The sequence below is a fragment of the Thioalkalivibrio sp. ALJ24 genome (genome assembly GCF_000377785.1).
Taxonomy (GTDB): domain Bacteria; phylum Pseudomonadota; class Gammaproteobacteria; order Ectothiorhodospirales; family Ectothiorhodospiraceae; genus Thioalkalivibrio.
On record NZ_KB898732.1, the window covers coordinates 111,783 to 137,602 of the forward strand.

The 25,820-nt window shown below is 62.9% G+C and carries 20 protein-coding genes, 1 tRNA gene and 3 pseudogenes; 15 read left to right on the forward strand and 9 right to left on the reverse strand.

The annotated features are described in order from the left end of the window. Positions 1–5 precede the first annotated feature (5 nt). A complete protein-coding gene (locus tag D571_RS0112190; RefSeq protein ID WP_018936973.1) occupies positions 6–944 on the forward strand; it encodes a DmsC/YnfH family molybdoenzyme membrane anchor subunit in 939 nt (312 codons plus the stop codon). Positions 945–1,075: 131 nt separating this feature from the next. Here D571_RS0112190 and D571_RS14490 read toward each other — a convergent pair whose 3' ends face one another. The 5 genes from D571_RS14490 to D571_RS0112215 form a co-directional block, all read right to left on the reverse strand. After that, positions 1,076–1,216, reverse strand: a complete 141-nt coding sequence (locus D571_RS14490; RefSeq protein WP_018936974.1) for a hypothetical protein — start codon at positions 1,214–1,216, stop codon at positions 1,076–1,078. Between the two features lie 75 nt (positions 1,217–1,291). Beyond that, on the reverse strand, positions 1,292–3,145 hold the full coding sequence (locus D571_RS0112200; RefSeq protein WP_018936975.1) for a diguanylate cyclase domain-containing protein: 1,854 nt from the start codon (positions 3,143–3,145) through the stop codon (positions 1,292–1,294). A 25-nt stretch (positions 3,146–3,170) separates the two neighbouring features. After that, positions 3,171–7,040, reverse strand: a complete 3,870-nt coding sequence (locus D571_RS0112205; RefSeq protein ID WP_026287829.1) for a PAS domain-containing protein — start codon at positions 7,038–7,040, stop codon at positions 3,171–3,173. Next, complete coding sequence (locus D571_RS0112210) at positions 7,037–8,008, reverse strand: ABC transporter substrate-binding protein (protein WP_018936977.1); 972 nt, start codon at positions 8,006–8,008, stop codon at positions 7,037–7,039. Before D571_RS0112210 ends, D571_RS0112205 begins: the two co-directional genes overlap by 4 nt. 303 nt (positions 8,009–8,311) lie before the next feature. Next, positions 8,312–8,388, reverse strand: a tRNA-Arg gene (locus D571_RS0112215). 314 nt (positions 8,389–8,702) lie between these two features. Between D571_RS0112215 and D571_RS0112220 the strand changes: the two genes are divergently transcribed. Continuing rightward, positions 8,703–9,590, forward strand: coding sequence for a c-type cytochrome (locus D571_RS0112220; protein WP_018936978.1), 888 nt, complete (start codon positions 8,703–8,705; stop codon positions 9,588–9,590). A 58-nt stretch (positions 9,591–9,648) separates the two neighbouring features. On the opposite strand, the pseudogene D571_RS13780 reads toward D571_RS0112220, so the two are convergent. After that, a pseudogene (locus D571_RS13780) lies at positions 9,649–10,320 on the reverse strand (ATP-binding protein); the annotation flags it as partial. A 176-nt stretch (positions 10,321–10,496) separates the two neighbouring features. Here D571_RS13780 and D571_RS0112230 point away from each other — a divergent pair. The 9 genes and pseudogenes from D571_RS0112230 to D571_RS14340 all read left to right on the forward strand — a co-directional run bounded on the left by D571_RS0112230 (position 10,497) and on the right by D571_RS14340 (position 19,477). After that, the gene (locus D571_RS0112230) at positions 10,497–11,144 is read left to right on the forward strand and encodes a heteromeric transposase endonuclease subunit TnsA (protein ID WP_018936980.1); all 648 of its coding nucleotides are present in this window, start codon (positions 10,497–10,499) and stop codon (positions 11,142–11,144) included. Continuing rightward, the gene (locus D571_RS0112235; RefSeq protein ID WP_026287830.1) at positions 11,141–13,006 is read left to right on the forward strand and encodes a Mu transposase C-terminal domain-containing protein; all 1,866 of its coding nucleotides are present in this window, start codon (positions 11,141–11,143) and stop codon (positions 13,004–13,006) included. Before D571_RS0112230 ends, D571_RS0112235 begins: the two co-directional genes overlap by 4 nt. Before the next feature lie 2 nt (positions 13,007–13,008). Next, positions 13,009–13,887, forward strand: coding sequence for a TniB family NTP-binding protein (locus D571_RS0112240; protein ID WP_026287831.1), 879 nt, complete (start codon positions 13,009–13,011; stop codon positions 13,885–13,887). 3 nt (positions 13,888–13,890) lie between these two features. Continuing rightward, positions 13,891–15,936: a TniQ family protein gene (locus tag D571_RS14635; protein ID WP_083916905.1), complete on the forward strand. Its 2,046-nt coding sequence runs from the start codon at positions 13,891–13,893 to the stop codon at positions 15,934–15,936. A 48-nt stretch (positions 15,937–15,984) separates the two neighbouring features. Beyond that, positions 15,985–16,089, forward strand: a pseudogene (locus D571_RS14640) (carbon storage regulator); the annotation flags it as partial. After that, positions 16,078–16,284, forward strand: coding sequence for a carbon storage regulator (locus D571_RS13785; RefSeq protein ID WP_051076189.1), 207 nt, complete (start codon positions 16,078–16,080; stop codon positions 16,282–16,284). The pseudogene D571_RS14640 and the gene D571_RS13785, both read left to right, overlap by 12 nt. 150 nt (positions 16,285–16,434) lie before the next feature. Beyond that, positions 16,435–17,705: pseudogene (locus D571_RS13790) on the forward strand (IS256 family transposase). Positions 17,706–18,064: 359 nt separating this feature from the next. Continuing rightward, a complete protein-coding gene (locus tag D571_RS14335) occupies positions 18,065–18,739 on the forward strand; it encodes a hypothetical protein (protein ID WP_156815788.1) in 675 nt (224 codons plus the stop codon). A gap of 15 nt (positions 18,740–18,754) precedes the next feature. Then, positions 18,755–19,477, forward strand: a complete 723-nt coding sequence (locus D571_RS14340; protein WP_156815789.1) for a hypothetical protein — start codon at positions 18,755–18,757, stop codon at positions 19,475–19,477. Between the two features lie 657 nt (positions 19,478–20,134). Here the strand turns inward: D571_RS14340 and D571_RS0112255 are convergent. Further along, a complete protein-coding gene (locus D571_RS0112255) occupies positions 20,135–21,100 on the reverse strand; it encodes an IS5 family transposase (protein WP_018936985.1) in 966 nt (321 codons plus the stop codon). A gap of 185 nt (positions 21,101–21,285) precedes the next feature. Here D571_RS0112255 and D571_RS13940 point away from each other — a divergent pair, with 185 nt between their 5' ends. The 3 genes from D571_RS13940 to D571_RS13800 all read left to right on the forward strand — a co-directional run bounded on the left by D571_RS13940 (position 21,286) and on the right by D571_RS13800 (position 22,259). Next, positions 21,286–21,627 (forward strand): transposase, encoded by a 342-nt coding sequence (locus D571_RS13940; RefSeq protein WP_018936986.1) that lies wholly within the window; start codon positions 21,286–21,288, stop codon positions 21,625–21,627. After that, on the forward strand, positions 21,617–21,952 hold the full coding sequence (locus tag D571_RS14645; RefSeq protein ID WP_369773863.1) for a transposase domain-containing protein: 336 nt from the start codon (positions 21,617–21,619) through the stop codon (positions 21,950–21,952). The genes D571_RS13940 and D571_RS14645 overlap by 11 nt, the downstream gene beginning before the upstream one ends. A 94-nt stretch (positions 21,953–22,046) precedes the next feature. Further along, positions 22,047–22,259 carry a hypothetical protein gene (locus D571_RS13800; RefSeq protein ID WP_018936989.1) on the forward strand — a complete coding sequence of 71 codons (213 nt, stop codon included), beginning with the start codon at positions 22,047–22,049 and terminating at the stop codon, positions 22,257–22,259. Between the two features lie 305 nt (positions 22,260–22,564). On the opposite strand, the gene D571_RS0112275 is transcribed toward D571_RS13800, so the two are convergent. After that, positions 22,565–23,572 carry a DNA methyltransferase gene (locus D571_RS0112275; protein WP_156815790.1) on the reverse strand — a complete coding sequence of 336 codons (1,008 nt, stop codon included), beginning with the start codon at positions 23,570–23,572 and terminating at the stop codon, positions 22,565–22,567. 234 nt (positions 23,573–23,806) lie between these two features. Between D571_RS0112275 and D571_RS0112280 the strand changes: the two genes are divergently transcribed. After that, complete coding sequence (locus tag D571_RS0112280; RefSeq protein WP_018936991.1) at positions 23,807–24,811, forward strand: hypothetical protein; 1,005 nt, start codon at positions 23,807–23,809, stop codon at positions 24,809–24,811. 741 nt (positions 24,812–25,552) lie between these two features. Here the strand turns inward: D571_RS0112280 and D571_RS0112285 are convergent. Then, the coding region (locus D571_RS0112285; protein WP_018936703.1) for an integrase core domain-containing protein at positions 25,553–25,820 on the reverse strand (268 nt) is incomplete at its 5' end.

Below are 25,820 nucleotides of genomic sequence, written 5' to 3' on the forward strand. Positions count from 1 at the left end.
CCACCATGCATCCTGCACTTTCCGTCATCCTGTTCACGGTCACTTCGGGCGCCGGCTACGGCCTGTTCGTCCTGCTGGTGATCTTCCACCTGGCGGGCGTCGGCCCGGCCATGAGCCAGGGCGAGGTGATCGCCCATGGCGTGGGCGCGCTCGGCCTGATCACCGTCGGGCTGCTGTTCTCCACCGGCCACCTGGCCAACAAGAAGAACGCCTGGCGTTCGTTCATGCGCTTCAAGACGTCGTGGCTCTCGCGCGAGGCGGTATTCGCCGTACTGTTCTACCCGTTCGCGGCAATCTACGGCCTGAGCGTGCTGCTGCAGGGCCCCGAGATCGGGCTGCTGGGCATGATCGCGGCGCTGATCGCAGCGATCCTCGCCGTGATCGTCCTGTTCTCCACCGGCATGATCTACGGCTGCCTGAAGACCATTCGCCAGTGGAACACCGCGCTGACTCCGGCGAATTACATCATGCTGGGTATTGCCACCGGCTCGGCGGCCTACGCCGCCATCGCCAGCGCCTTCGGCAACGCGACGGCGATGCACGCCGGCGTGGCCATCGTGATGCTGCTGATCGCCGCGGTCCTCAAGGGGATCTATTACTTCTGGATCTCGAAGGTGACCGGCCCGACCATCAACACCGCCACGACCTTCAACCGGGCCACCGTCCGGCTGCTGGATACCGGGCATACGGCCGGCACCTTCCTGACCGACGAGTTCGGCTACGATCCCAGCAAGAAAACGACCAGCATGATGAAAGCGGGTGTGTTCCTGCTGGGCTTCATTATTCCGGCCTTGTTATTGGCTGCGGTCCTGGCCGGCGCCACGGCCGTAACGGCCTGGCTGGCGGTGGCCTCCGCCCTGATCGGTGTGGGCATGGAGCGCTGGCTGTTCTTCGCCGAGGCGAAGCACGTGGTACGCCTATACCACGGCGATCAGCACACCTGAGCCCATCCCGGGCCTGCCTCTGCCGGGGCGGGCCCGCTTTCCGGGCACGAAAAATCCCGCCTCCGTCATCCGGAGGCGGGGCAGCAGGTGCCAAACTCCGCAGGCGTCCGGGATTTATCCCGGTGCCTCGGTTATTCGTTCTTGTCCTGCTCCGCCTTGCGGACGTTTCGCACCACGATGTAGCCCGTCCAGCCGAGGAAAACAAAGATCCCGAGCAGGGTCGCAATGGTCAGGATGCCGATCGGGGACTGAAACAGGATTTCGGTAATCATGGCGCTCTCCCTGTGGTATATGCCGCACCTGCTATAAAAATAGACCTGTTCCGCGCAGGGCTGCCATGACCTGTCTCAATCTTTCGGCGGCTCTTCCTCTCGGGTGCTGCCGTTGACCACCACGCAGTTGCGTCCGCGGGACTTGGCCGCGTAGAGAGCGTCATCGGCCCGCCGCAGCGCATCGTCGGCCCCCCTGTCGTCAGCGCAAAGGATGGTCACGCCGATGCTGGTGGTCACCCCGGCGGTGTCCGGGCGTTCGGTCTGCGGCTCCATTGCCTCCACCCGGGCCCGTACGCGCTCCGCGGTGTGCTCGGCGTCTTCCGGCGAGATGCCGTGGAGCAGGATCGCGAATTCCTCGCCGCCCAGGCGTGCGGCGCGGTCGCCGGCCCGCAGCGAGGCGGCGATGCAGTGGGCGAACTCGACCAGCACCTGATCGCCGATCTCGTGGCCGTACTGATCGTTAAAGCGCTTGAAGTGGTCGATGTCCAGCATCAGCAGGCCGGCGGCGTAATCCGGCTCCCGGCGCATCCGCGCGTATTCGCGCTCCAGTTCGTCCATGAACAGCCGACGGTTGGCCAGTCCGGTCAGCGGATCGGTCCGTGCCAGCGTCTCCAGGCGCTGCTCCAGACGTTTGTGTTCCGTGATATCCCGCACCACGCCCACCATGCGCCGGGCGCGTTGCTGGTGGTCGCGTTCGATCACTTGTCCGGCATCCAGCAGCCAGGCCTCGGCCCCGGAAGGATGGCGGACGCGGAATTCCGACGAATAACGGGAGGTGTCGCCTCTCAAATGTCGCTGCAGGGCGGAGTCCCGGCGCTCGCGGTCATCCGGATGCAGGGCCTGATCCCACAGCGCCACGGGCCCGGTCCCCGCTTCTGTCGCCAGACCGGTCAGTTCGCCCCAGCGGTGATCATGGAACATCGCATCCGTGTCGATTCGCCAGTCCCACAGTCCGAGGTTTGCCCCCTCCAGTGCCGCGGCCATGCGGGCCTCGGATTCGCGGATGCGGCCTTCCAGGCTCGCGCGGCTGCGGGCATAACGGATTGCGCGGACCAGGGTGGGGGTCTCGATCCGGCCCTTGACCAGGTAGTCGGCCGCACCGACTTCCAGCGCCTTCAGCGCAAAATCCTCATCCTCGTAGCCGGTCAGCACGACCACCGGGGTGTCCCGGAAGAGTTCACGCGCGGCGCGCACGGTCTCCAGCCCGGTACTGTCCGGCAGCGACAGGTCGAGCAGAACGACGGCGGGCGTGATCTCCTTGAGGGTTTCGGGCACCACGGACAACCGGTCGACCCAGGTCACGTCGAAGCGTTCGCGGGCTGAACCCCGAAGGCCGAAACGCACGAGGTCGGCATCCCCGGGTTCGTCCTCTACCAGCAGTACCGGTACGCCTTTACCCTCGTTCGCCGCCGGAGTGGTGCGCTCCGGGGCTCCCCGGTCCGGTGTTGCCAAGGGGCGGGCACGGGCGATCGCGGGCGAGGGTGGAGCCGGGATTGCTTCATCCCGGGGCAGATTCCAGTCCTCTGCCAGACGCTGGACACGGTCACAGAACTGCTCCATGTCCAGGGGCTTCACGACGTAATCGGCGGCACCGTGCTGGCGGCTGGTGCGTATGTCGCGGTCCAGATCGGAGGTGGACAGCACCACCACCGGGATCTGGTCGGCATGGTCCAGCTCGCGCAGGCGCTCCAGGAACTCCAGCCCCCCCATGTTCGGCATGTTCAGGTCCAGCAGGATGAGCCCCGGTTGCGGGACTCCGGCGTAGGGCGCCTCTCCGGACAGGAATCGAAGGGCCTCCTGGCCGTCCTCCACGTGGTGCAGGCGCGCAGTGACCCCGGCCTCCTCGAAGGCCATGCGCGTCAGGTGGACGTCCGCTGGCTCGTCTTCCACCAGTAGGACTTCGGTGACCGGATCGGGGCTCTTGTTCATCGGCCGATCTCCACGGGCCCCTTTGTCAGTCTGCATTGTTTTCCGTTCGCTCGTCGTCCGGCGTCCGGAAGGGTATCCGGAACCAGAAGGTGCTGCCGTGTCCCGCTCCGCCCGAATCGACGCCGATGCTGCCGCCATGATGCTCCACGATCCGGCGGCAAAGTGCCAGGCCGATGCCGCTGCCCTCGTATTCACCGTGACCGTGCAGCCGCGAGAAGACGCGGAACAGTCGATCCTTCTGGTCCTGCGGGATGCCGACCCCGTTGTCGTGCACGCGGACCACCCAGTGGTCGCCGTCGATATGCCCGCCGACAAGGATCTCGGGCCGCGTGTCGCCCGGCACGTACTTCAGCGCATTGTCGATCAGGTTCTGCAGCAGACGTACCAGCTCGTCCTGACTGGCGACCAGGCGCGGCCAGTCGCCTTCGACGTCGATGCGCGCGGATGTTTCGGACACCGCCGGCTGCAGGAACGCCAGAGCGGTGTCCAGGGCGTCGCGGGCGTCCAGCGGAGCCATGGGGTCGGTCTTCCTTCCCACTCGGGAGTATTCCAGCAGGCCCACGATCATGCGGTCCATGCGTCGGGCGCCCTCGGTGGCGTAGCCGAGGAAACGCTGCTGGTCTGCATCCAGCCGTTCGCCCAGGCTGCGCTCCAGCAGCTGCAGGTAGCTGCTGACCATGCGCAGCGGCTGGCGCAGATCGTGGGACACCCCGTAGGCGAACTGCTCCAGCTCCTCGTTGGATCGGCGCAGTTCCAGGTTCAGTCCCTCCAGGGCCTGCTGCACTCGGTGGCGTTCCAGTACGTTGCCCAGCAGGTCCGCGACATGTCGCAGGGTCTCGGCGTCCTCCGGCCCCCAGACCGTAGTGCCGTGCACGTCCACTACGCCCAGCAGGCCCAGCGGCTCGCCGGCCGCCAGCAGGGGGGCGGCCATCAGCGCATCCACCCCCAGCCCCCGGAGCCATTCCCGTTCTCGGTCTGCCCCCTCTCCGAGCGCATCTACATCGGGTATGTGGATCAGACGTTCATGGGCCATCCGTTGCTGCCATTCCGGGAAATCGGCCAGCACCAGTCCCTGGAGCTCCTGTTGTCGGCGGGGCACCCCGGGCGCGGCCCATTCATGGGTGTTGTCGAGAACCCCGCGGTCTTCGCGAAACAGAAAGACCCACGATCGACTGGCTCCCAGCAGTTCGCCCAGTGCCTCCAGCGACTCCTCGATCGCCCGGTCCACGTCGCGTCGGGTCACCAGACGCGTAGCGATGTCGGAGGTCGCGCGGTCGGCCGCCTGACGTCGCCCCAGGGCCTCTTCCGTCGCCTTGCGCTCGGTGATGTCGAGAATGGTCCCCAACATCCGCAGCGGGTTGCCAACGTCGTCGAATTCGACCTCGCCCTGCTGGTACACGGTGCGAACCTCACCGTCCGGGCGCAGGATCCGGTGCTCCACCCGGTAGGGCGCGCCCGGCCCGCTCACCGAGGCATCGATGGCCGCGCGGACCCTCTCACGATCATCCGGGTGGACCCGTTCCATGAAGTCCGCCTCGGTCCCGCCCCATTGGTCGTGATCCAGGCCGAAGATGCGGTAGACCTCCTCCGACCAGCGGATCACCCCGGAACGGAAATCCGATATCCAGTTGCCCATGTGCGCGATACGCTGGGCCTCGGCCAGTTCGTTCTCGCGCTGGCGCAGCTCGGCCTCGACCTCCTTGAGCCGCTGGATATCCACGTGGATGCCCATCATTCGCCGCGGCTCGCCCTCCGGGCCCCACTCGACCACGCGTCCCCGCCCCAGGGTCCACAACCAGCCGCCGTCGGCCAGGCGGTAGCGGAACTCGATGGAGAATTTCGAGCCCTCGGCCAGCTGGTGCTGCACCTCTGCCTCGGCTTGTGGGAGATCCTCCGGGTGCAGGCGCTGGCGCCAGTCTTCAAAGCTCAGCAGCCGGCCCTGCGCAGGGTCTTCGCCCAGCATGCGCCAGCACTGATCATCCCAGTGGATGCGGTCGTCCGGGAGATTCCATTCCCAGATACCGAAGCGTGCGGCCTCCTGGGCGAGGCGGAAGCGGGCCTCGCTGTCGGCCAGTGCCCGTTCCATCGCCTTGCGTACCGAGATGTCCTGGAACGACACCACCACGCCGGTCAGTTCGCCGGCGTCGTCTCGCATCGGCGAGGCGTAAACCAGTACCGGGAAGGCTTCGCCGTCCTGACGCCAGAAATGGTCCTCCCAGGCTTCCACCGTCTCGCCGCTGACCAGGACCCCGTGGATCGGACATTCCTCCGCAGGATAATGGGAGCCGTCCGGGTGGCTGTGATGCGCCGTCTGGTGGGAATCCCGTCCCAGGGCCTCGTTCTGGTCGGCGAACCCCAGCAGGCGGCAGCCGGTGGGATTGACGAAGGTGAAACGGCCATCCCGGTCAATGCCGAACACGCCCTCGCCCAGGCTGGCAAGCAGGTTCTCGCGGAAGCGGCGTTCCTGGTTCCGTGTCGCCTCGATGGCGGATCGCTGGCTGACGTCGCGCACGATCATCAGCACTTCGTCCTCGTTCAGCGGGACCACCCGCGCCTCGAAATGGCCGGGTTTGCCCAGTGGCGCGGTGTCGTATTCGAAGTCGCGGACATCGCCGCTGGCCAGCGCCTCGTGGATAGCCCGGGTTCCCTGTTCCGCGTAGGCGGGCGGGAACAGTTCGTCCAGCTGCCGCCCGAGAAACTCCTCGGGCGGCATCAGCAGCATCTCTTCCGAAGCGGACTCACATTCGATGAAGGTTCCGTCGCGGCCCATCCGGAACAGGCTGTCCGGCAGGGCCCGCATCAGTGCGCGCGCGTGGGCCTCGTTACGGCTCAGGGCCGCGGCCTTCTCTTCCAGTTCCTTGCGCAGCGTGGCCAGGCGGCGGTTCACCAGCACCAGGCCAAGGATCAGCGCGAGCATGACACTTCCGACTCCCAGCATCAGGGTGACCTCGCGACCGTAGGTCTCGAGGAATTCCCGCAGGGTGAGCTGCGGCGAGGCATCGTAAGGCGGCAGGCGGAGTTCGCGTGCCAGTTCCTCCACCGGTTCGTAGTCCATGGGGACGGTGAAGCCGTCGATGCCCGCGGACCGTGCGGGGTCCGATTCGCCATCCAGCTCGAGCAGGGCGATCAGCACGCGGTGGCTCAGCTCGTGCGGGACCTGTTCAAGGGCGATAAACGGCCATTCCGGATACAAGCGTGTGGAAAGCGCCAGCGGGAAGTCCGCCATCTCCTGGCGTCCGATGATGCGGATCTCCTCCGGGGCTACCCGGCCGTCTTCCTGCAGGCGTTCCAGGATCCCGATACGCACGAAGCCCACGTCGGTCCCGCCGTCCAGAACCCGGTCCACCACCCGGTCGTGCGGCATCCCGGTGAACTCGATGTCCGCGTCAGATGGTCTCGTGCCGCGTTCGCGCAGTTCCCGGGCTTGCGCCTGGTAGCCACCGAGCGAGTCCTGAAGGACGGCTGTGATGCGTTTTCCGGGGATGTCCTCCCAGTCGCGGATGTGATCGTTGTCGGCGCGGGTGAAGGCGACTCCGCCGAAGCCGCTCACCGGAGTCCCATCGTGCAGCGGGACCAGAGTCGCCAGCGCCCCGGACAGGTGACTGTCGCTGCGGATGCGAATGTAGTGGCTGGGGTTGGTCAGCAGGAAATCCAGTCGATTATTGCGCAGCTTCTCCTCCAGCACCGAGTAATCGGCGATTACCCCGTCCACCGTGACGTCTTCCAGTTCCGCGTCCAGATGTTCGATCAGCGGACCCCAGCGCTCGCGGGCCAGGTCCTCCGGTTCGAAAGCCAGGATCCCCACGGTCACGTGGTGTTCGGCCACCGCCGGCGTCGCTGCAAGCATCAGCACGGCGACCAGCAGGGGCACTGCGATCCCGATTGCGTCTCTCATCGGGGCTCCTCGCGCGGCAGCAGGTCGGGGCGTACCAGCTCGTCCCCGAAGTTGCGGTCCAGTGGCGCGTCTGCCTCTTCCGGCAGGTTGGCAATCTCCAGCGCCGCCTGCAGGACCCGCGATTCCGGGCCGTCCAGCAGGCGGTGGTTGCTGGCCGCATCCGGCAGCACCAGCCCACGGAAGGTTTCCATGGCCCGCTGGCCGGGGACCCCCAGGCGTTCCGCCATGCGGTAGCCCGCGTCCACCGGATTGGCGCGCAGATGATGCAGGGCGCGGAAATGTGCCGCGATCAGGTGGCGGGTCGATCTTTCGAGACGCTCCAGGTGACCGGCCTCGATCGCGAGCACATCGAAGATCGTGTCGGGCATGGCCCGGCTGTCGAACAGGACGCGAGCGCCGTCGTCCAGCAGGCGGTCGGCGACGGGCTGATAGGTCACCACGGCATCCACCTCATCCCGCTCCCAGGCGGCCTCCTGCGCGTCAATGGTCAGCGACACCGTTTCTACCTCATCGCGTGCGAGGCCCGCAGCGTCCAGGGTGTGATGGAGCATCAGGGCCCCCAGGGCCGAGTCTTCCACGCCGACCCGACGCCCGGCCAGATCTTCCAGCCTTTCGATCGCGGGGCGCGCCAGCACCACGTCGGCCCCCGCGGAGATGTTGAAGACCAGTACGACGCGAAGATCCGCCCCCCGGGCGCGTACCCGCAGCACCTCGTCCAGGGTCAGCGCCGCACCATGGACCTCTCCGGCAGCCAGCCGGCGCATGGATTCGCTGGCGGAAGCGGTCTCCCGCAGCCGGACCCGCTCGGGGTCCAGCCAGCCCATGACCCGGGCCAGGAACATCGGTTCATAGCCGGGCCATACATGGCCGGCGATCTCCAGCGGCGGGTCCGGGCGGCCACAGGCCCCCAGCAGGGCGGGGAGGGCGGTGCCGGCGGCGACCAGAAAATTGCGTCGATCCATGTGCATGTCGGCGTTGTGGCAGGCCCCCGGGCCAGGTGGCTCGTCGTGCGGTTGCGAGGCTGTCCAGTCTACAGCCTGCCGCAACGGCAAGTCGCAGTCGGTCAGAGCTCCCCGCAGCGTACGGATCACGCAGGCAAACCCCGACCGGGTTCGAGGAACAGCAGGGGGAGTTCTGTGGCGGCCAGCCCGGCCGAGCCTGTACCGGCGGGTTCACCGGAAGCCGCAGTGGCCCGGTGTACGCGGGGTTCGGGCGGGTGGTACAGCTGATGGAGATGCCGGCAAGCGCGCACGCCGATCGGGGGGCAAATATGGCGCGCCCGAGAGGATTCGAACCTCTGACTTCCACCTCCGGAGGGTGGCGCTCTATCCAGCTGAGCTACGGGCGCTTTGCGGCAGAATGGTACGCCTCGGTCGGCTCTGCGTCCAGTCTTCGGCGGATGCGGGCACGGTTTGCCGGAGCGCCGGGTGCGTGTCGAGTACTCGTTTCCGGGGGCCGCCCTTTGATTAGAATACAGCCAGTATCCCGGTGCGAAACCCGATTATTCGAGTGCTGTACTCGGTTTGTGGTCTGTGGTGGTCGGATGCCCTATACTCCCGCCCTCCATGCGCGCCCTTAATGTTCGCAGCCGGCGGGGCCGCGCCGACCGATCAGAAAAATCCAATTCAAGGCCGCGACAGGCCGGACCTCGGAGGGAGAGCAGTGGCAAATCAACCGATCAAGATGGATGCCGGGAACAAGGTCCTCCTGTTCCTCTCGGCGATCGTGCTGGCGGGAACGGTCATCTACCTGGTGGCGCAGCTGGTGAACTGGCTGGGGCAGATGGGTGTGGCCGAACGCACGCCCATCAGCGAAGAAGAACTGACCGCCCGTCTGACGCCGGCCGGTCGTGTGGAAGCCGGTGCGGTTGAGGTGGACGAGGAAGAGGCCGAGGTGAGTGCCGGCGACATCTATCAGAATGTCTGCGCCGCCTGTCATGACACCGGTGCTTCTGATGCCCCCATCATCGACGACTCCGACGAGTGGGCCTCGCGTTTCGACGATAAGGGGATGGATACCCTGTTCGATCACTCCATCAACGGCTACAACGCCATGCCGCCGCGGGGCGGCGATCCGAACCTGAGCGACGAGGAAGTGCAGCGGGCGGTGGCCTACATGCTGGATCAGGCCGATGTCGACCATGGCTGGTCGCCCGACAACGGCGATGAGAGCAATGGCAACGGCGCGGACGAAGCCGCCGAAGATGACAGCGCCGCCAATGGCAACGGCGAGGACGAAGCGGTTGAAGAAGACGCCGCCGCCAATGGCGACATGGTAAACGGTATCGACCTGGCGGCCGGTGACGCCGCGCGCGCCGAGAGCCAGCTGTATGGCACCTGCATCGCCTGCCACGGTGCACAGGGCCAGGGCATCGGCATCTTCCCGTCGATTGCCGGTGAGTCCGCGGAATTCATCGCGCAGCGTCTGGTGGCCTACCGTGCCGGCGAGACCGTGGGTGACGACACCCACCTGATGGCGCCGAACGCGCGCAACCTGTCGGACGAGGATATCGCCGACCTGGCGGTCTTTATCGCCGAATTCGAGGGCTGATCGATTTCGGTCGATCCCGGGCCCCGTCGCGGGAGACCGCGGCGGGGCCTTTTTTGTGTCATTCCACGCGCCAGTGATCGAGGGCGCGAAAACTCAGTGCTTCGGTCAGCTGGGCACGCCCGATGGCCCTTGCCCCGGCGAGATCGGCAAGGCTGCGGGCGACTCGCAGGATCCGGTGATAGGCGCGCGCCGACAGGCGAAAACGTTCCGCGGCGGCATCCAGCAGAGCCCGTTCCGCCTCCGCCAGCGCCGCGTGCTGCTGCAGGGCGCGGCCCTCCAGCATCCGGTTGAGGCATCCCTGACGTTCCAGCTGCAGCCGGCGTGCGGCAGCCACGCGGCGTGCCACCGTGACGCTGTCCTCGGCGTCCGGATCCGGAGTGTCGCGGCCGAGTTCGGCCGGCGGGATGCGCGGCACGTCGATCGCCAGATCGATCCGGTCCAGCAGGGGTGCGGACAGCCGCTTGCGGTGGCGCCCGCGCTGCTCGGGGGTGCACTGACAGGCGTTCCCCAGGTCGCAGTCGAAGCCCTGCGGGCAGGGGTTCATGGCCCCGACCAGCTGAAACCGGGCCGGAAACTCGGCCTGACGGGCGGCGCGCGAGATGTGGATGACACCGGTCTCCAGGGGCTCGCGCAGCACGTCCAGCACCCGCCGGTCGAACTCGGTCAGCTCGTCCAGGAACAGCACGCCATTGTGGGCGAGCGAGATCTCGCCCGGCCGCGGTGATCCTCCTCTGTCATTTCCAGTAAATTATGCGATCCTATCTACCGTAGATCAGTGCCTTAACGAGCAGCCGCACAACGGTTTGTGCGAATTCGGACAAGGATTGTCGCGAATAACCCGGAATTTAACGCTTAATTCTGCGAACGAATTCAAGCGGAATTCCGGGCTGGACAAGGAGTAGTTCAATGCCAGCGAGAAAGATCCCGAAAAACTACCGTAACCTCACGGGCCTCATTGCCAGTCAGAAGGGGGGTGGCGCCCCCGCCTTCGAGTCCAGCCTGGAGCGTGACCTGCTGATTCTCCTCGACTTTGATCGAGAAGTTGAAAGCATTGAGGAACAGCCCCTCACGCTTGAGTACACCGACCCCCTCGGTGCCACCAGAACCTACACCCCCGACTTTTTTGTCCGATACGTCGATGATCGGCGGCCCTTGCTGTGCGAGGTGAAGTATCGCAAAGACCTCTTTCGTGACTGGTCGTTGCTCAAGCCTCGTCTGAAGGCCGCTCGCCGATACGCCACCGAGCAGGGATGGGAGTTCCGCATCCTGACGGAGAACGAGATTCGGACTCCCTACCTCGAGAACGCCCGCTTTCTGCGCGAATATCGCGATCTCCCGGTGACTCTGGACCAGAGAGTGGCGGTTATGCCGCTGCTGAACGACATGCGGGAGACAACTCCAGCGGAGCTTACTCAGGCCATTTTCCGTTCACCCTGGAATCGAGCGGAGATCCTGCCAGTGGTCTGGCATCTCATGGCTCTTGGTCGGATTGAAGCCGACCTTACACGTCCCTTGAGCATGTCTAGCCGTATCTGGGCGGAGGGCGATCAATGAAAGTTTCTTTCGAACTGAAGCCCGGAACCGACGTGCGGTACCAAGGGCGTGCCTTCGTGGTACACCAGTTGCTGGACTACAACCGGGTGCTGGTGAAGGACTCTGAATCTGGAGAACTCCGGTCGGTATCTCCCTCCGTCTTGTCCCCTCCAGAGCCCGAAGCGGGTTCAGGATCCTCAGTCGAGTTGGAGTTGATCTCCGATGAAGACTGGAACGTAGCTCAGGAGAGAATGGCGGTGATTCGCCCGCTTCTGGAGAACGATTGGCGGTCGGTCGTAGATGTCCAGCAGGCCGCTAAAGAAGCTGGCGTTAATCAAGCCACCATCTACCGCTGGATCCAGCGGTACGAGGTCACGGGGCGGGCTTCGTCCCTCGTTCCGGTACGGCGGGGGCCCAAGCCGGGGGGCGTGCGGATCCCGGACGAGGTCGAGGAGGTTATTCAGGCCACGATCGAGGAAAGGTATCTGAGCAAGCAGCGCCCCAAGATTCAGGTTGTATGCCAGGAGGTCATTCGTCGCTGCAAGACGGCCGGCTTGAAGCCTCCTCACCCTAATACAGTCCGTAATCGCATCAGGACCATCACTGACCGTCGAAAGATGGAGCGACGGCTCGGGCGGCGCACTGCCCGAGAGCGATACGAGCCGACACAGGGCCAGTTTCCGGATGCTCAATGGCCTCTCCATACAGTGCAAATCGACCACACACCTGTCGATCTGATCATTGTGGATGACGACGAGAGAAAGCCTATTGGCCGCCCCAGCCTGACCCTGGCGATGGACGTCTTTTCGAGGATGGTGACTGGTTTTTCAGTGTCATTGGAGGCCCCCGGAAGCCTGCCGGTGGGATTGGCTCTGGCACACTCGATCCTCCCGAAGGACGGCTGGATGCTTGAGCGGGGTATCGATGGCGAATGGCCCGTATGGGGGCTCCCAGGCACGGTCCATGCCGACAATGCCAAGGAGTTCCGGGGCGATATGCTCAAGCGCGCGTGCTCTGATTACGGGATTGACCTGCATTGGCGCCCGGTGGCGCACCCCAACTTCGGAGGCCACGTCGAACGACTACTCGGGACGTTCAATGCAGAAATCCACAACCTGCCAGGAACAACCTTCTCGAACATCGAAGAACGGATGAACTACGACTCGTCAGGGATGGCAGCGTTTACGTTGTCGGAATTCGAGGTATGGATTGCCACCTACATCACTCAAATCTACCACCAGACCGTCCATTCAGCGCTCGGTGTTTCGCCGTTGAAGAAGTGGGAGGAGGGGATTCTGGGTACTGATCATCAGGTGGGCCGAGGCCTGCCTGCCCGCGTGCGAGACGAGGAGCGCCTGAAGATCGATTTTCTCCCGTGGGAGGAGCGGACCGTCCAGCGCCATGGAGTCGTGTTGGATCATGTCGCCTACTATGCCGACGTTCTCCGTCCATGGGTCCACGCCACGGATCCCAATGGCAGCGGAAAGAAGCGCAAGTTTTTGATTCGGCGAGACCCACGGGATATCTCCGTCGTCTACTTCTTTGACCCGCAACACGAGCGGTATTTCGATCTCCCCTACCGGAACACTTCGCACCCGAAAATTAGTCTTTGGGAGCTACGAGAGGCCCAACGCCGATTGCGACAGGAGGGGCGTGATGCCCAGGATGAAGATGCGATCTTTGAAGCCCATGAGCGGCTGCGGAAGATCGAGGATGAGGCCTCGCGACAAACAGCACGCGCCCGGCGTCAGGCCCAGCGGCGCAAGAACAACAAGCAAGTGGCCCGAACTTCGTACGGTTCGCACCCGGAGGCGTCTCCCCTGGATTCGCACGACGATGATGGATGGGGCGACATTGACCCCTATGACGACGTGGAGGTCTAGCTGTGGGCCAACTGGAACACCTTTCCGCGGAAGCTCAAGAGGCTTTGAGCCTGCCCCCAGAAGACCGGCTTCGGCATATCAGGAAAATCCCCCGATGGATTGGGTACGAGGGGGCTCACGCTGCACTTGACCGCCTGGAGGATCTGCATAATGAGCCGAAGACGCATCGCATGCCCAATATGCTTCTGTATGGCGACTCGAACAATGGTAAGACCGTCGTAGTGCGGCGCTTCCAGGCGCAGCATCCCGCATTCGAAAATCCGGAGGGGGAGGGGATCACAGTTCCTGTCCTGGTCGTCGAGGCGCCGCCGAAGCCGGACGACAAAGCGCTCTTGACCTCCATTCTCCATGAGATCTCGGCTCCGTACCGCGCCAACGATCCGGCTTCAAAGCTGGAACGGCAACTGCTCCATTACATGCGCTATGTGGATGTCCGGATGCTGATCATTGACGAGATCCATAACCTCATTGCTGGGCCCACCGTCAAACAGAAGCAGTTCCTTAACTTGTTGAAGCACCTGGGAAACCAGCTCCAGATCCCGATCGTTGGTGTCGGAACGAAGGAGGCACTCCGGGCCATAGGAACAGATCCACAGCTCGCTAACCGCTTCCATCCCTTCGAGCTTCCCCGCTGGTCACTGGATAAAGCGTTTGCCCGACTGCTGGTGACGTTCGAGCGATCGCTTCCATTGGTCAACCCCTCAACGCTCGGGCAGAAAAAGGTCGCCCGAAAGCTCCATTTGATGTCGGAGGGGCTTATTGGAGAGCTAGCCGAAGTGCTCAGGCGGGCGGCAATACACGCCGCCAAGGATGGCAGTGAGCGCATCACCCTCGACACACTGAACGCGATCGAGTGGACGCCCCCCTCAGGGCGTCGTTAGCCAATGACCAGCCTGGTGCAAGGTTTGAGTGGAAACCTGTGGCCAGCGCATCCTAAGCCGCTGCCAGACGAATTGGTGTCGTCGTGGATCGTCCGTCTAGCGCGGGCGAACCACTTGCCATTACATACCTTCTGCCATCTGGAGTGGCCGGGAAAGGCCATCTGGAACCGTGATATCGACAAGAGTGCGGATGTCGATCTGTTGGCCGGCCTTGCTACCCGGACTGCGACACCATTCCACCGTGTGAGTGAGACCACCCTGAAAGACCATATCGGGCGCATCCATGAGCGATTCAACGCGCTTGGAAACACGCCTTGGGTTATGCCTGTCGGGGTCTATCACCGTGTCCGGATGAACCGGGGCCTAGGATACTGCCCCTCGTGCCTCCGGGAGGACGATATACCCTATTTCAGGCGACAGTGGCGGCTTGCCTTCCACGTCACCTGTCCCGAACATGGGGCTCATCTTCGGGACGAGTGCCCCGTTTGTCGCTCGCCTGTCCTGTTCCACCGCGTGCGTTCCGTTGACGCTCCCTTGAGTGTCTGTGGCGGATGCGGCTTTGATCTGCGCCAGGCCGAGTCGGCGGCATGGCTTGGTGGGGAGATGATCATTCGACGGGCTCGCGATCTTCAGGTGCGCTTAGCTGATGCCCAGAGGGAAGGCTGGATAGAGATCACTGGCCTGGGCGTGATTCCATCGATCGCTTTCTTCGCCGGAATGCGGGCCTTGCTCGTCCACGTGGGGATCGCTCGGAGGCTTGGTCGCTTTCGTGGGGCGTTGCGCGACGAGTTGGGCTTGCGGACGCAGGTCGACACCTCCCAGGCCCCGATAAAACGGTTTGAACGGCTGAACGCGCGACAGCGAATTGAGGCTATGGCTTGCGTTCAGTGGATGCTCGAGGGTTGGCCCGAACGGCTGTGGGATATCGCTCGCCAATCGGGTGTTCGGGCTTCGGACTTGCTGCGCGATTTTGAACGGCCACCGTTTTGGTACGAACAGGCGGTTCGCGAAGGGTTGGGAGTGGCCGCGACCTCTGCGAAGCATGCAGAGCGGCGAGGGGCACAGGAATGGCTCGCCCGCGCCGAGTCGGAAACCGATTACCCGGATGAGGTCTTCGGGCGCGCGCGAGCTTGCTCCGTGAGCACTGGTGCGGGGCCTTATCAGCGCGAGCCAGTTTGGCCTTCCTCATCGCGTCGTCCTCAGCGGATACGGTGGCAGGATATCGACGAGGGGCGTGTCTGCAGGCACTCGATCGTGTACTGGATCCGAACGCGTCTGGCCGCCGGGTACACGCAGAAATCTGTGAACCGGGATCTCTCGGCGGTCTATGGCCTCTTGCGCTCTACCGGGAAAGCGCCTTGGCGTTGGTGCATCGACGACATCGCACTGTGGCTCCATATGCTCGAAGAGCGCCGGAGTCGGAGCCACGGAACGTGTATGCACTACCTCTGTGTTATCCGTTCGGTTCTGAGAATCCTCCCAAAGAATCAGAGGCTTGTGCGGGTCGTGCGAAGGCGTTTCGAGCAGGATTTACCAGGTCGATGCGGCACCCTGGTGCGTGCGTTCCCTGTGCGCCGGATATGTGATTGGGAGGCACCGGTGCCGGAGCCAGGGGGATATGGATCAGTGGCTACCCCCTCGGCCGTGCCTCCGAAGCAACCGGCATTCGATGACATCTCGGACTCTCGACCAGGAAAGGCTGTCAGTGAGCCGTTCGAGCGACCGAAACGTCTACCGGCTGTCCACAATCGGTGCGACTACTGCGGCTGTGCGATGGCTAAAGCGACCAAGCTCTACAGGAACAAGGCCTATTGCCGCCGTTGCTACAATCGGCTGTTCGAGACGGTACTGTGTGCGGGTGGTTGCGGACGGGCCACACGTGCGCCGCGCGGGGTGACGGAGGCCTTGTGTCGTAGTTGTCGAGTCCAGGGCCGGCGATGTGTCCGGTGTGGAAGGCTAACCCCCCGAGCCGGATTGCTGACAGACGCTGGAGCGGCGTGTCCGTCGTGTGCGCGGTACTTTCGTGATCCTTCGGTGGGTACTATATAGGCCGGAGCCGCGTCGAATTTCTGAGTCTGATGCGAGGAGGGGAGCAGGATGCTCGTTTTGACGCGCAGGGACGGCGAAGCCGTCGTGATTGGGCTGGATATCCTGGTGGTGGCTACTTGGTGGGGCGGCGAGCCACGACTAATGGTCAGTGCGCCCGGTTACGTCTCAACGGAAGACCCAGTTGGCAAGCTCCGGATCGGCGACGACATTCGGGTGTCTGTGCTGGGAACGAGCGGGGAGTGCATCCGTGTAGGGATCGATGCCCCTGGCGATGTTCCTGTTCACCGCGAAGAGGTATTCGAGCGGCTCCATGGCATTGGCGATGCGGGCCTGGTGACCGGTCACTAAGTCCATCGATGCCGTCCATTGTAGAGCCCTGTGGAATGAAGGCGGAGTTACTGTCAAAAGTGTTGTGCGGGGGGGCGTCGTATCCGGCTGGGAGGGAAGGTTACTAGCAACCCACCAGCCTGAGGAACTAGGCCAATAGCTCACGTTGCGATAGAGAACCCGAACGGACCAGAGGACCCGTCCAACGACCCGGTGACCGATCTGCTGCGCCGCGGGGCGCGGGACCTGATCCAGCAAGCGGTGGAGGCAGAGTTGCAGACGTTCATGGAGCGCTACGCGGAGGATCGCTTGCCGGACGGGCGCCGGGCAGTGGTGCGCAATGGCTATCAACCGGAGCGCCGGGTCCGGACCGGCATCGGCGACGTGCCGGTGCAGGTGCCGAAGACCCGGGATCGGTCCGGCGGCGGCCGGCACTTCACGTCGAGCCTGCTGCCCCCGTATCTGCGCCGGGCGCGCTCGGTCGAGGAGCTGCTGCCCTGGCCTATCTCAAGGGGGTGTCTTCGGGCGACTTCCAGGAGGCGCTGAGCGCGCTGCTTGGCGAACAGGCCCAGGGGTTGTCCGCCTCGACGCTGGGCCGGCTCAAGCAGCAGTGGCTGACCGAGCACGCCGACTGGCGCGAGCGCGACCTCAGCGCCCACCGCTACAGTTACTGGTGGGCGGACGGCATCCACTTCAACCTGCGCGGGGAGGACGATGAACGCGCCTGCGTGCTGGTCATCATCGGCGTCCTGCCGGACGGTACCAAGGAGTTCGTCGCCCTCGACGACGGGATGCGCGAGTCCGAGCAGAGCTGGTATGAACTGTTGGTGCGCCTGCGGGATCAGCAGGGCCTTCCGCAGGGGCCCAGGCTCGCCATCGGCGCCGGCGCGCTGGGCTTCTGGAAGGCCCTGGCCAAGGTCTACCCGGACACCCGCCGCCAGCGCTGCTGGGTCCACAAGACCGCCAACGTGCTGAACCGGCTGCCCAAACGGAGCCAGCCGAAGGCGAAATCATCCCTGCAGGCGATCTGGATGGCCGAAACCCGCGCCGACGCCGAACAGGCCTTCGACGCCTTCCTGACCGCCTACGGCGACAAGTACCCGAAAGCCGCCGAGACGCTGGCCAAGGACCGGGAAGACCTGCTGGCGTTTTACGACTTCCCGGCCCCGCACTGGCCGTCGATCCGGACCACCAATCCGATCGAATCGACCTTCGCCACCGTGCGGCTGCGCACCGCCAAGACCCGGGGCTGCGTGACCCGCAACACCGTCCTGAGCCTGACGTTCAAGCTCGGCCAGAGCGCGCAGAAGCGCTGGCGTCGGCTCCGAGGTTACGAATGGCTCGACAAGCTCGAGCGCGGGGTGACGTTCATCGACGGCGTCGAACAGACCGAACCGACCAACGACGAGGCATCCTCCATCACCGACCGGAGACCCGCCTGAACCAGTGATCGCTCATACACCAGACTTGACCATAACTCGGCCATCTCGGCCGACCGCCGTTCGTGCGGTTTCCTCGGTAGGTTCTAGACGGACGCCCGAAGAGTACCTTCGCTTCCAGGAACCAGGGGCGGGGAGGGGCAAGACCGCGAAACCGCGCACAGCGCTCCCCGGTGGGTCGGGCTGAAATTGCGAAGCGAGCATAAGGAAGCTAGAGTTGGACGCCAGAGCAGCAGGCCGGCTAATGCCGGCCTGCTGTGTGTCCGGACCCGGACCTATGCGGGCCATGAAGTTTCAGTTGGCCGACTCGCGCAACATTCTGTTGGCAGGGAAACCTGTCGAACTAGGCTGGAGATCTTTAGATGGCGTTCCGAATTCCTGAAGAACAGCATGAGGATGTGGCTCTGCTGTACAGCCTTTCTGATCATGAATGGCAGACCTTGCTCGAGGCTGCCAATGAGGTCGCTACGACGCCTAATCTTGCCAACTATGTAAAAGGTGTTTCTGATCGGCTACGTGATGCGGGTATTGCTGAAGCCGGCAAAATCGCCGATCTTCTTGTAACTTTTTCGCAGCTGAGGATTAATTATAAGCTAACCCCTGAACTTTTTATTGAGGAGCTTAGGTCCGCTTCGGAAGCGACTGGTGTCGAGAGTATTATGCCCTCGCGGGTCGATTGGGAGACGGTCTGTGGGTTTGTAACGCCCTTGGTATCTGATGAGTCCCGGGTGTTCCAGTCGGTTAAGCTGGCAAACATTAATCTGGAACGCCCAAATCTGTTCGAGTCAGCGCGTGTGCTTAGTGATTTGCGGCCTGCTTTTGGTGTTGATACGGATGCCGGGCTTAGCCAATTCATAAACCTGCATACTCTTCGTATACAATATCGAAAATATCAGGGGGTGAGCGAAGAATTTTTCTCGCTCGATAGTGGCGACTTGAAAGCATTAAAAGATGAAATTGAGCGTGCTCTTCAAAAAGAAGAGAAGATGAAGGAATTCTTGGAGAGCAAAGGATTTCTTTCTCGGGATGCGAGTTAGAACGGGAGGCCTATTATGAGTGCTATGACTGATACTAGCCAGGCTGGCAGAATGCATTTTTCGGGCCTGGTCGAGTCTAGTGCGGGGCGCAACCATGCCCGGTCGTGGGATACGTCACGGCTAGGGGGTGGAGGAAAGGTCCTGCCGAGCGTTTTTCCTCGCGAATCTAATCTAACTCAGCATCAGCTATGGTGGGCTGAAGAAGAAACAGTCAGCGAGAAAGCCCCTGGGGCGACGATTGGTGATGGAATCTTCTTTGAAGTGTTGGCTCGGCGCGGCGCCCCTAATTTGGATTCTGCGTCTTCAATAGTAGGCGTTCGCTTAGAAGAAGATAAATCAAAACATCCAGAAACTGCGGGGCTTGACCCTAGCGCTGAGGAACGTCTCAACCAGATCGCAGCATTTGAGGATGACTGGGATGAAGACGGAGCAATTGCCCCGGGCGATGATCTTGTGGACCGAGTGCGAACGCTTCTCAAGGGTTGGGTTTCTTTGGTGCGAAGGGTCTATGGTACAGAAATTCTTACACCCGTAGTTGGGCCTGCCCGGGATGGGTCGATCGATTTACACTGGAAAGAAGAAGGCTTCGAGATCCTTATTAATGTTTCGGCTATGGAAGTGGCCACCTATTATGGGGATGATTTTGGTCAAGAGAAATTACGAGGGCAATTTCCAATTGATGGGAAAGGTATTCCGGCTCCGATTGCATGGATGATGTCGCGAGTGTCTTATGACTGAATGGGAAACCGAAGAAATCCCGAATGATGCAATTCTGTATTTCCGGGTGCACGTGAACTTCGGACCAGACAGACAATGGCCACATGTTCCATTGGGGGCGATAAAGAACACCCCTAACGAAAGCCCATCAATGTCAACAGATTGGGATAAATACGCCGCCCCATATGATACTGTTCAACCCCCGGCAGTGGCCGGTAGGCCGCCCAGGAACCCTGAGAACTATCGGGTCGCGAAGTTTCATGTAGGCGGAGTGCGTGAAGTTCCAAAGCAGACAGTTGTACACACTCCAGACTTAGTGAATAAGAATCGCGCGCACACGGATATTTTTGGCCCAAAGGAAGATCGAGATCCTGAGATGGATGAGGAATATCGTGTAATGTTAGCGCGGCGTGGAAGCCTCCTCACATGGAGCGAATCCCACGCGCCGCTTGGACTGACAAAGCCAGAATCTGCGAATTGATAGGCGCTGCTTTCGGTATTTTGGAACTCGTTGCCTTTTAGTGTCCCTTAAGGAAACGCTGATCAATGGCCCTGCATCCGACTTCATATCCCGCCGAAGCGCGTTTGGAAGGACATCAGGGCCACGGCGGCCTGTTTTGGCCCCTGTAACCGCCGTTTTGAGCGGTCACAGGGGCGTTTTTCGGTCCTGCGGACGTACTACCCCTGCGGCTGCAGCCCCCACCTTCGCGCGCGGTACAGGTTCGCCAGGGCGAACAGACTGTGGAGCTGCGCGGTGTTCTTATTGAGGCCGCGGTAGCGGACCTTGCGGTAGCCGAAGAGGTTCTTCACCACATGGAACGGATGCTCGACGATCGAACGCAACTGCGCCTTCTGCCGTTCGGCTGCGCGCACCCGTTCGCGCGCCGGGCCTTCCGGCATCGCGCGGACGGTGCCGCGTTTGCGCGCGATGTGCGTCTCGGGACGATGCCCGTCCAGCCGCTTCTCCGCACCGATGTAGCCGGCATCGCCATGCAGGCTGTCTTCCTCGCCGTGCAGCAGGTTTGGCACCTGCGACACGTCCGAGACGTTCGCCGCCGTCCCCTTCACGGTGTGGACCAGGCCCGTGACCACGTCCGCTCCGACATGCGCCTTCATCCCGAAGTACCACTGATTCCCTTTCCTGGTCTGGTGCATCTCCGGATCACGCGCCTTGTTCTCGTTCTTCGTCGACGGCGGGGCGGCGATCAGCGTGGCATCCACCACCGTGCCCTCACGCAGCAGCAGGCCCCGTTCCTGCAGATGGGCGTTGATCCGCTCGAAGATCACCCGGGTCAGGTCGTGGCGCTCCAGCAGGCGACGGAACTGCAGCAGGGTGGTGGCATCCGGGGCGTCTTCGCGGCTCAGGTCGATCCCGACAAAGCGCCGGATCGCCTGGCTGTCGTACACCGCATCCTCGATCCCTTCATCCGACAGGTTGAAGCACTGCTGCGCCACGTACATCCGCAGCATCCGCTCCAGACCGATCGGCGGGCGGCCGCGCTTCCCCTTCGGGTAGTGCGGCTCGATCGCCTCCACCAGCGCCGCCCAGGGCGTGATGGCGTCGATCTCGCCCAGAAACCGGTCGCGCCGCGTCTGCTTGCGCTTGGCGGAGTACTCGAGATCGGAAAAACTGCGCTGCGACATCGATCCTTACCTCGGGGCGGAAACCGGCTGCCATTATCCCAGACCCGTGCGCTGGCCGGGCGCAGCCGCGAATTAAATCAGCGTCTCTTTAAGGAAGCGCTGATTAATGCCCCTGCATCCGGCTCCATCGCCCGCCACAGCATTGTAGGAAGGACATTGGGCCAGGGTGGCCTTTTGGGTGCCCTGTGACCGCCGGTTTTGGCGGTCACAGGGGTGTTGAACGATCCTGCGGACGCACTACCGGCACGCTGATCAGCGACGGCTACAGCGCCTATGCACGCTTCGCCGAGGCCGCGGCCGGGCTGACCCACGCCCAGTGCTGGGCGCATACTCGGCGCGAGTTCCTTGCCGCCGAAGCCAGCGAGCCCGCAGGGGGCACGCGGGCCCTGGAATCCCTCCGAGCGCTCTATACGCACGCGGCTGCGATCCGTGATCGCCGGCTAGCGCCGGACAAGGCGCTGGCCTCTCGCGCCGAGCAGAGCTATCCGGTCGTCGATGCCTTCGTCGCCTGGTTCCATGAACACTAGGACCCGGGGCGCCTGCCCTCGGATCCGTTCACCCGGGGCTCGTGTATGCGCACGAGCGCGAGGACGCGCTGCGCGTGATCTCGATGCGGCGCAAGAACTGGCACTTCTGCTGGACGGAGCTCGTGCCCGGCACGTCGGCACTCTGCAGAGCTTGCTGACCACCTGCCGGCTGCACGGTATCAATCCGCACACCTGCCTCGTCGATGTGCTCCAGCGCCTCAGCCGGTATCCGGCGCGGGACATCCTCGCGCTCATGCCTCGGGTGTGGAGGGAGCGCTTCGCGCATGCTCCGCTGACCAGCGAGGTCGAACGCCATGCCGGTTGATCTGGACGCCCTCACCTACGACGAGCTCGTGGGCCTGAACCATCGGATCGTCGAGCGGCTGAAGTTCCTCGAGGCGAAATAGGCCTATCGGGCGATGATGGACTTCAACCTGGGAGCGCGGGTGAACTTCGAGTCAAGCCGGGACGGCCGGCTGACGGGAACGCTGGTGAAGTTCAACCGCAAGACCGTCACGGTGCTCACCGATGACCAGCGCCAGTGGCGCGTCCCGCCGGAGATGCTCTCACCCATCCAGGACGTGGGGAGCGGAACCACCGTCGTGCGACCGGACGACCACCGATCCGAGTAGCGATATCCCTCCTGATCTTCTAGACGGTCAAGACGGTCTGGAATGACCGCTTACTTCCTTATGGCGATGAAGGGTCGCGGGGGCTGGGGCGCATATGCTGTGCGGGGAGCGAGCGCCTCACGCGTAAGCTTCCCGCCACGAGGACAAATAGGGACGCGTGGGGGGAATAGAGAGACCCCGCCGTCAGATCCTCCGCGGGCATCAGTTGGTCCGCCGGCGCCACAGAACGAGGCATCGTGATTAGCCAAGCCTGCAGAACGCCAACACCGGATGCTGGATGATCGGCAGGTGCGGCGAGCACAGCCCTATTTCTTGGTGTTTACAGGCATCTGGGTGAGCGGATCGAAGCTCTGGACACCCATCTTGAAGTACTCCACGTCACGGTCGGTCCCGATCGAGGCGTACCCACAGGCCTCGGCCGCGGCCAATGTCGATGCGCTCCCAGCGAACGGGTCATAGATCAGGCCGACTCCGACAGGCAGCGCAGCGTAGACGATTTGTCGCAGGAATCGCTGGGGTTTCAGCGAGGGGTGAGGCGCGATCTCTTTCTCGTATCCCCGCGTGGGTGAGCACTCGACTACGTCCTTCACAGGGCCGCCTGCAGGCCCTCGACGCAATCCACCTGCACCCCACGACCGGAGATTGTCCGCCACGGTGCCGCTGAATGGCTTGCGGAATACCCCCCACGGCTCCCAGCACGAACGCGGCATCACAGAGACATCCGGGAACTCGGCCTCTGCACCTTTGGGTTTGTCGCCTCCGCGCAGCGTCTGCACGAGACGTATGATCTCCCCCCGCTTTTCGAAACCTGCTTCCTCGAATGCACTGAAAGTCAGCGTTGAGACGAGGGGGTTCGAGGCAATGATCACGTGACCACCCGGGACAAGCGCGCGCAGGGCGCCATAGGCAACGGCACCGAAGAACGCATGCAGCTGGTTGCGCTCTTCCTTGGAGAGGACTGTAAAGCGAGGAAGAGGCTTGCGTTTTGCCCCGTCAAATGACGGCGGGATGCGCCAGACACCGCCACGGCCCTGCCGGAGCTTCTCGTGATGGGTCTTCTCGTACTCGATCACGCCATAAGGCGGATCGGTGACGATCGCGTGGATCGAGGCTGGCGGAATCTCGGACAACCAATGAACCGCGTCATCCAGAAAATAGGTCGAACGTGGCGACAAGCGGTGCCGGACCTGGTCCCCGCCTTGATGCAGGGCGTCCCAGCACTCGCGCTCCCTTGCGCGCAACGCTTCTTTCCAGCCCGGCTCTTGCTCTGATGCAGACCCAGCCTTTAGGATCTTATTCTTGGTCGCGCTCATGCCGCCCCCCGTCCGCTGGTGAGCTATCAGCCTCGGCTGGCCGCTGCTCCTTATAGAGCGCTAGCATTTCCTCCAGCATCGTATTCAGCCGCAGTCCGCGCTGGGCGGCCTGGACCTTCAAGTCCCGGGCTACCGCTGGAGGCAGGCGGAGGCTAACGACCTGGGTTGGCTTCTTTTCGCGAGGCATGCGGCCTTTATATCAAGCAGACGTCTAGACGTCAAGGATGGGCGCCGATGAACAAAGAAGATCTATTCCAGGCATTCCAAGACGCTTTCGCTTCCCGAAAATTCGTCGCCGGCCTGCTGGTCGCCTACATCGATATGTTTCGGGATATAGGCGTTCCGGACCTTGGGGCATCTACGCTCCAAGACGTGATGGTGGTCTATCCACGCCGGGAAATCACCGCGCGGGGAGCCCGGGCCAACACGCTGATCCTGCAGCTACCTGACGGGCAGACGAAGAGCCTGCGGCCATATTACAACAAAGCCGAACGGCTTTTCCGATCAGAACACAAACGTTTTGACTACCCTAGTTGCGCACCCCATGCCACCCAGGCGTGGTCCGCCTATCAAGACTGGCTGGACGCACTGGCAACCTTCTCCGACGCAGAATTAATTGAGCTGCGGGACCGAGTCATCGCCTATGTCCTGGAGAAGCTGCCGAGCCACGCCTTCGACCCAACCTCTATATCCGTCGACCCACCACTACTCCGGCTACTGCTCGAAAGATTCGAGATGAAAAGCCAGAAGGGCGAACCCACTGGCGCAGCGTTCCAAGGCATCGTCTTCGGCTTCCTTCGGGCCGATAACCCCCACCTCCAGATCGAAATCGATAAGGTCCGCACCGGATCGAAGCGGCTCCAGCGGGTCGGAGACATTGACGGTTGGGAAGGGGGGCGTCTCGCTCTGTCGGCCGAGGTTAAACAATATGTTTACCCCGTGGACGGAGTGCCGGATCTCATGGGTTTCGCCAACGAATGTGGTTTGCGAGGGGCTATTGGGCTGGTGGTGACTCTGGGATTCGAGGATGGAGCACGCGCGGCGATCGAGAATCTCGGGGTTAAGGCCTTGGACACGGGGGATTTACTCCAAATCGTCGAACTCTGGGATCCGTTGAAGCAGCGGACAGCCGTTAACTCCCTCATCTACTATGCGCAGCATGTCGAGAAAAACTCCTCCCTATCGGGGCGCATCGAATCATTCCTCGAAGAAGTGAGTGACGATTCAGAGGAGCCCTAAGAGCAGGCCGTACGCGGTTGATGGATCAGCGGCAGCCGTGAGCTGGTACGCACAATTCCTTATGCATCGACGCTGATACTTTCACTAAACGCGGCTTCTCGCGGAGTCATGCGGGAGGGGACTAAAAGCACGAACTAGTTGACCATGCCGACCCGGAAACCAAAAAGCCCGCCCCGAAATAATCCCGCGGGGGGACTCCGACTTGCCTTGTCGGCCTCCAGCTGCCTCCTGTCGTATCAGGCCCACCACGGCAGGACCTCCGGCACCTGTTACTCCAATCACGGCCAGACGGCGATCAGCGCCGAATCCCACCGCGCCGCCACGCCGCCACGCCGCCATAGCTACGCGGATTCGAGAGCACCCGACTATCACCGATCCGATAGTCGTAGGCGCGGTGCTGTGTCCGTGGATCGACGCCGCAGGCTGGTAGCGCTCGATTGGCCAGACGAGGTCGGACCTGAACGCCCCGGAAAGCAGGTCGCGCTCCCAGCCGGGGCCGAGCGAGCGCGGTGACCGCGGGTGATGGGTTGCCACGACCACCGCCCGTTCACGGTAGCGGCCTAGTTGGGTTTGCGGGACTCCGCTTATCGTGAGAAGCGGCGTGTTGTTCGGTCTAACCGTTATAGTTGGCCCAGAGAAAGGTAGGAGATCGTCGATGTTCGGCGTATCTGGTAGACAACGGCCGTATATTCGCCGTGGTCGGGGATAGGTGCCGTTTGAGTCCAGGCGTAAGCTTCCCCGTCAAGAGGACCATTCATTTTTAGAGTCCTCGGCGGTTGAGTGGAGCTGGGCGTAGATGACCGGCGGCAGGTCGCCGAGGGCGTCATGCGCCCGCTCCTCGTTGTAGTCGATCACCCACCAGTGGGTGATCTCGCGGACCTCCTCGAGATCGTTGAACAGGTAGAGATCCAGGACCTCGTTGCGGTAGGTGCGGTTGAAACGCTCGATGAAGGCGTTCTGGTTCGGCTTGCCGGGCTGGATGTACTGGATGAACATCGCGTTCTCCTCC